Origin of the sequence: Henriciella sp., from assembly GCF_049649345.1 — a bacterium.
Taxonomy (GTDB): domain Bacteria; phylum Pseudomonadota; class Alphaproteobacteria; order Caulobacterales; family Hyphomonadaceae; genus Henriciella.
Genome location: NZ_JBARZC010000671.1, coordinates 1 through 3,874 on the forward strand (window position 1 = coordinate 1; position 3,874 = coordinate 3,874).

Sequence of the window (3,874 nt, forward strand, 5' to 3'; positions counted from 1 at the left end):
CGGCCTGTGCCGAGATGCTGAACCTATCCCACCCTTTGAGGCCCGGCGGGCACGGCGTGCGGCGCGGCCCGGAAATATAGCCGAAGAGAAGCATGGCTTCATGCCAGGCCCACATCAGGATCCCGGCTGCGAAACCGGCATAGGCCCCGCCAATCGTATCGACGCTCCGAAGCTGGAACACGGCCAGCGTTGCCCCGAGCGCAAGCACGCTGAGGCCGATCGCCGCCGCGCGCCTGACCTGATCGCCGCGCCCGACCAGCCAGATCAGCACGCCCGTGCTGGCCCACCAGGCCAGCACTGCAATCAGGATCGGGGCGAACGTCTCGATCATTACCAGACAGGCTCCAGACGCACGCGCGCAGGCACGCGGTTCTTGTTGGTGCGCATGAAGTAGATACCGGCGAAATGAAGCCCACAGCGCATCGCAAGGCCCATCCGGCCAAGCTTGGCAAACAGGCCCTTCTTCGCCTTCGCCTCTTCCATCCTGTCGGCAAGACCACGCAGCTTTTCGAGCTTCTCGTAAAATTTCGGATTGTCGAGATCGAGTTCGATCGGGAAGACCTGCCGCGAGATCTCCGTCGTCAGCTTGAACACCTCATGATCATACTCTTTGGGCTCAAGACCGAGGGCGTCATGGAAGGCCGGGCGGCGATGATCGCGAATATACATGGTCGCAAACACAGCCAGCAGGAAGAAACGGATCCAGAGCCGGTTATGGCCTTTCAGCAGCTTCGGATCGGCCCGCATGAGCAGAGCGAAGGCTTCGCCATGACGGAACTCGTCATTGCACCACTTCTCGAACCATTTGAAGATCGGGTGGAAGCGCTTGCTCGGATGTTTTTCGAGCTGGCGGAAGATCGTGATGTAACGCGCATAGCCGATCTTCTCTGACAGATAGACGCTGTAGAAGATGAATTTCGGCTTGAAGAAAGTGTACTTCTTGGTCTTCGTCAGGAAGCCGAGATCGACACCGAGGCCGAAGTCGCGCAGCACATGATTGATGAAGCCGGCATGGCGCGCCTCGTCACGGCTCATCAGCTTGAACAGATTGGCCACATCCGCGTTTTTCGATTTGCGGGCGATCTCCTTGTAGAGAACGCAGCCCGAGAATTCAGCCGTCAGTGAGCTGACCAGAAAGTCCACGAACTCGGCGCGCAGCTTCGGGTCCAGCTTGTCGAGAATATCGTCAAACTCTTCGGAACGCTTGAAATGGCCCTTGTTCGGGTCGTCTTTCATCTCCTGGATCAGCGCGTCCCACTCGCCGCGCACCGAGGAGACATCGACCTTGTCCATTTCCTTGAAATCGGTCGTGTAGAAACGCGGGCTGAGCAGCGTGTTTTCCAGCGCGGTGTCATTGGTTGCAAACTCGCTCGCGCGGTCGCCAAGCGCTTCTTCAGCAGTGATGTTCTGATGGATCATCGCAGGATCTCCGTCGTAAAATTGACTTCATAGAGCTCATCGAGCTCGAACATGGACCGGATACGGATCCAGAGTTTTTCCAGCGGGTTCGCCCGTCTGATCGTCGCCTCGCGCTGGATCGTGATCGTCTCGCCGAACGGCACCTGGACCGGCGCGCCATGCACCGTCACCCGGTCGCCCATCTCAGGCTGGCTATTGCCCGGCAGCTCGACGTGAGCCTCCAGAGACTCCCAGGTGTGGGAAATCCGGATCGTGCAGGGAATGCGCACCCGTTTTGCGTCTGTCATGGCATCTGCCCTTCTGTGTGCGCGGCGAAAAGCTGCGCGAAATCATTTTCATTGAGGTCGCCGAAGGCCCGTAGCGTGATCGATTTGCCGGTCGTCGGATCGCGCAGGACGACATTGCTGCTGGCCGATTTCAGAAGCTCATAAGGCGGCGTCGGGCCGATACCGGCCTTGCGGCGGTCCAGCGACAGCGAGCGCAGCGATGTGCGGACAAATCCGCCTTCACCGGGCGCGAAGACATGGATGACGTCATCGGTCATCGGATCATAGGCGCCGACCCCGCCATCCGCCTCATCCATGAAGCGTACCTCAAGCCGCTCGACCGTCGGCTGATCTGCAAGGTCTGCAACACCGACGCCCGTAACGCTGGCCATGGCGACAAAGCCTGTCACGCTCGCCAGCAAGAGGCCGACGGCGACAAGCACCGGCTTGGGCGTTTTGATATCGTGGCTGTGGTCCTGGTCGCTCACGTCGGTCATGTCCTTATGTCGCCGGTATGGAGGATGCGGAGGCGCGGTCGCGCGCCGGTTTGCGGGCAGCCTCGCGGCCAAGCTCGACCTCGACAGCATCGGGGGCGTGCGCCTGTACCGCGCGGGCCAGAATGTCAGCCACAGCGTCCGGATCCCGAATCGCGCGCATCATCGGTTGCGGATCTGAATATTTGAACGGGCGCGTAAACGGCCACAGGTGGAGATAAGCCGGTCGGCCTGGCCCCGTCACTTCGAACGAGATGTCACCCACCCGCGCACTTTTGCGGCTGAGCTGGGCAGCGCCCATCTTCACGAACGGCACGTTCACATACTTGCGGATGGCGACGCCATAGCGCAGCACGACGCGGTGATCGGTGATCGTGAACAGCGCTGCACGGCTCATCAGAAAGGCAAGGCCGAAGACGATGACAAGGGCGAGGCCGAAAAAGGCGAGCGAGCCAAACACCGCTTCATTGATCGCAGCCGTCGCCGCATCGCTGGCGGTCAGATTGGCGACACGGAACGTTGTCATCGCCACAAAATAGGCAATCACCCAGCGCACCCGGAAAGCACCAAAGGCCAGGGCGATGGGGCTTGGCTGCCCCTGCCACAGAATGGTCTCGCCTTCCGGCAGACGCTCCGGTAATCCGCGGACGGGCTCTTGAGGTCCGTCTTCTTCGTCGTGAAAGAGTTTCATAGCCATGGCTCGCTTCTGGCTGCCGTTGCATAGAGTTTACCGCCGCCGAAATAGCCGCTGATGCGGTCTTCCTCGAGGCGTGTGACGGTCAGCTCTTCTGCAGTCCGGGGCGCGGCCTGTAGCTGTTCCGCCGTGACAGCCTCGACCGTCACTTTCGGGTTCAGCCCGCCATGCACTTTGACGAAGGGCATCGGCACCAGCACACGGGTCGTGCCGACCACAGCAGCGGCCGCAACCGGGTCCTCGCCGACAGGGCGGCTTTCAGTCACAACCGCGACAGCGGCAACCGGCACCTCCACTTCGAGATAGCGGATCATGGCTTCGGACCTGTCGACCCAGAGGTCGACCACTTTGCCTGCTACCACCTTGTCGAGCCCGACAATGTCGAGGCCGCGCGGATCCTGGTCCTGCTTGGCGACTTCATAGCCGGGGCTTGCGCGGTAAGGCGCAATGCGCGGCAGGCCTTCCATGGTCAGGTCCGGAACATCCTGGCGGTTGGCGTAGGAGGCCGGCCCGACCCCATCCTGCATCGGATCGCCTGTCGGCACGTAGGGCGCGCCTGGCCAGACGGCGGTGCGCCTGATCGCATGATCGCGCTCATCGCGCGGGCCAGAGGCCATCGTCAGCTCGCCGCGGCCATGCGGCAGATTGTAGGATTTCTTCTTCGGCATCCAGAACACGCCAGACGGTTCATGCCGCCCGGTCGTGTCGGATTCCAGCGGATAGCCTTCGCGCCGGTCTTCCTTGCGCAGGTAGAAAATCAGCCCGACAAAAAACAATGTGAATAGCCAGAGGGACACATCGACGAGGTCGATCCCAGCTACAAATTCTCCGCCAAATATCATTTTCCTTCTCCCTATAAGGCGCCCTAGTCAGGGAACGCCGCCAGCCCGAACTTGCTGTTTTTTGAGCTCCCGGAGTCACGTCTCGAATGCGATGCGATCGGGCCAAGCACCGCGAGTGTGACGAACAGGAGCAGAATTTCGATGTGGTAGACGATGCTG

At 60.9% G+C, this 3,874-nt stretch carries 6 protein-coding genes; all 6 read right to left on the bottom strand.

Annotated elements, in window-relative coordinates; genetic code table 11:
- Positions 1 to 331: DUF3623 family protein (locus WA989_RS18510; RefSeq protein WP_424341946.1), on the bottom strand; the 331-nt coding region annotated here is incomplete at its 3' end.
- A complete protein-coding gene (acsF, locus tag WA989_RS18515; RefSeq protein ID WP_424341951.1) occupies positions 331 to 1,416 on the bottom strand; it encodes a magnesium-protoporphyrin IX monomethyl ester (oxidative) cyclase in 1,086 nt (361 codons plus the stop codon). The genes acsF and WA989_RS18510, both read right to left, overlap by 1 nt.
- Positions 1,416 to 1,706, bottom strand: coding sequence for a hypothetical protein (locus WA989_RS18520; protein ID WP_424341947.1), 291 nt, complete (start codon positions 1,704 to 1,706; stop codon positions 1,416 to 1,418). The genes acsF and WA989_RS18520 overlap by 1 nt, the downstream gene beginning before the upstream one ends.
- A complete protein-coding gene (gene puhC / locus WA989_RS18525; protein ID WP_424341948.1) occupies positions 1,703 to 2,182 on the bottom strand; it encodes a photosynthetic complex assembly protein PuhC in 480 nt (159 codons plus the stop codon). The genes WA989_RS18520 and puhC overlap by 4 nt, the downstream gene beginning before the upstream one ends.
- Positions 2,183 to 2,186: 4 nt before the next feature.
- Positions 2,187 to 2,876: a photosynthetic complex putative assembly protein PuhB gene (puhB, locus tag WA989_RS18530; RefSeq protein ID WP_424341949.1), complete on the bottom strand. Its 690-nt coding sequence runs from the start codon at positions 2,874 to 2,876 to the stop codon at positions 2,187 to 2,189.
- On the bottom strand, positions 2,867 to 3,715 hold the full coding sequence (gene puhA / locus WA989_RS18535) for a photosynthetic reaction center subunit H (protein WP_424341950.1): 849 nt from the start codon (positions 3,713 to 3,715) through the stop codon (positions 2,867 to 2,869). Before puhA ends, puhB begins: the two co-directional genes overlap by 10 nt.
- Between the last annotated feature and the right edge of the window lie 159 nt (positions 3,716 to 3,874).

Bases quoted from the DNA above. Each gene is read 5' to 3' on its own strand.
- WA989_RS18520 (WP_424341947.1), bottom strand. From the start codon at position 1,706: ATGACAGACGCAAAACGGGTGCGCATTCCCTGCACGATCCGGATTTCC.
- puhC (WP_424341948.1), bottom strand. From the start codon at position 2,182: ATGACCGACGTGAGCGACCAGGACCACAGCCACGATATCAAAACGCCC.
- puhB (WP_424341949.1), bottom strand. From the start codon at position 2,876: ATGGCTATGAAACTCTTTCACGACGAAGAAGACGGACCTCAAGAGCCC.
- puhA (WP_424341950.1), bottom strand. From the start codon at position 3,715: ATGATATTTGGCGGAGAATTTGTAGCTGGGATCGACCTCGTCGATGTG.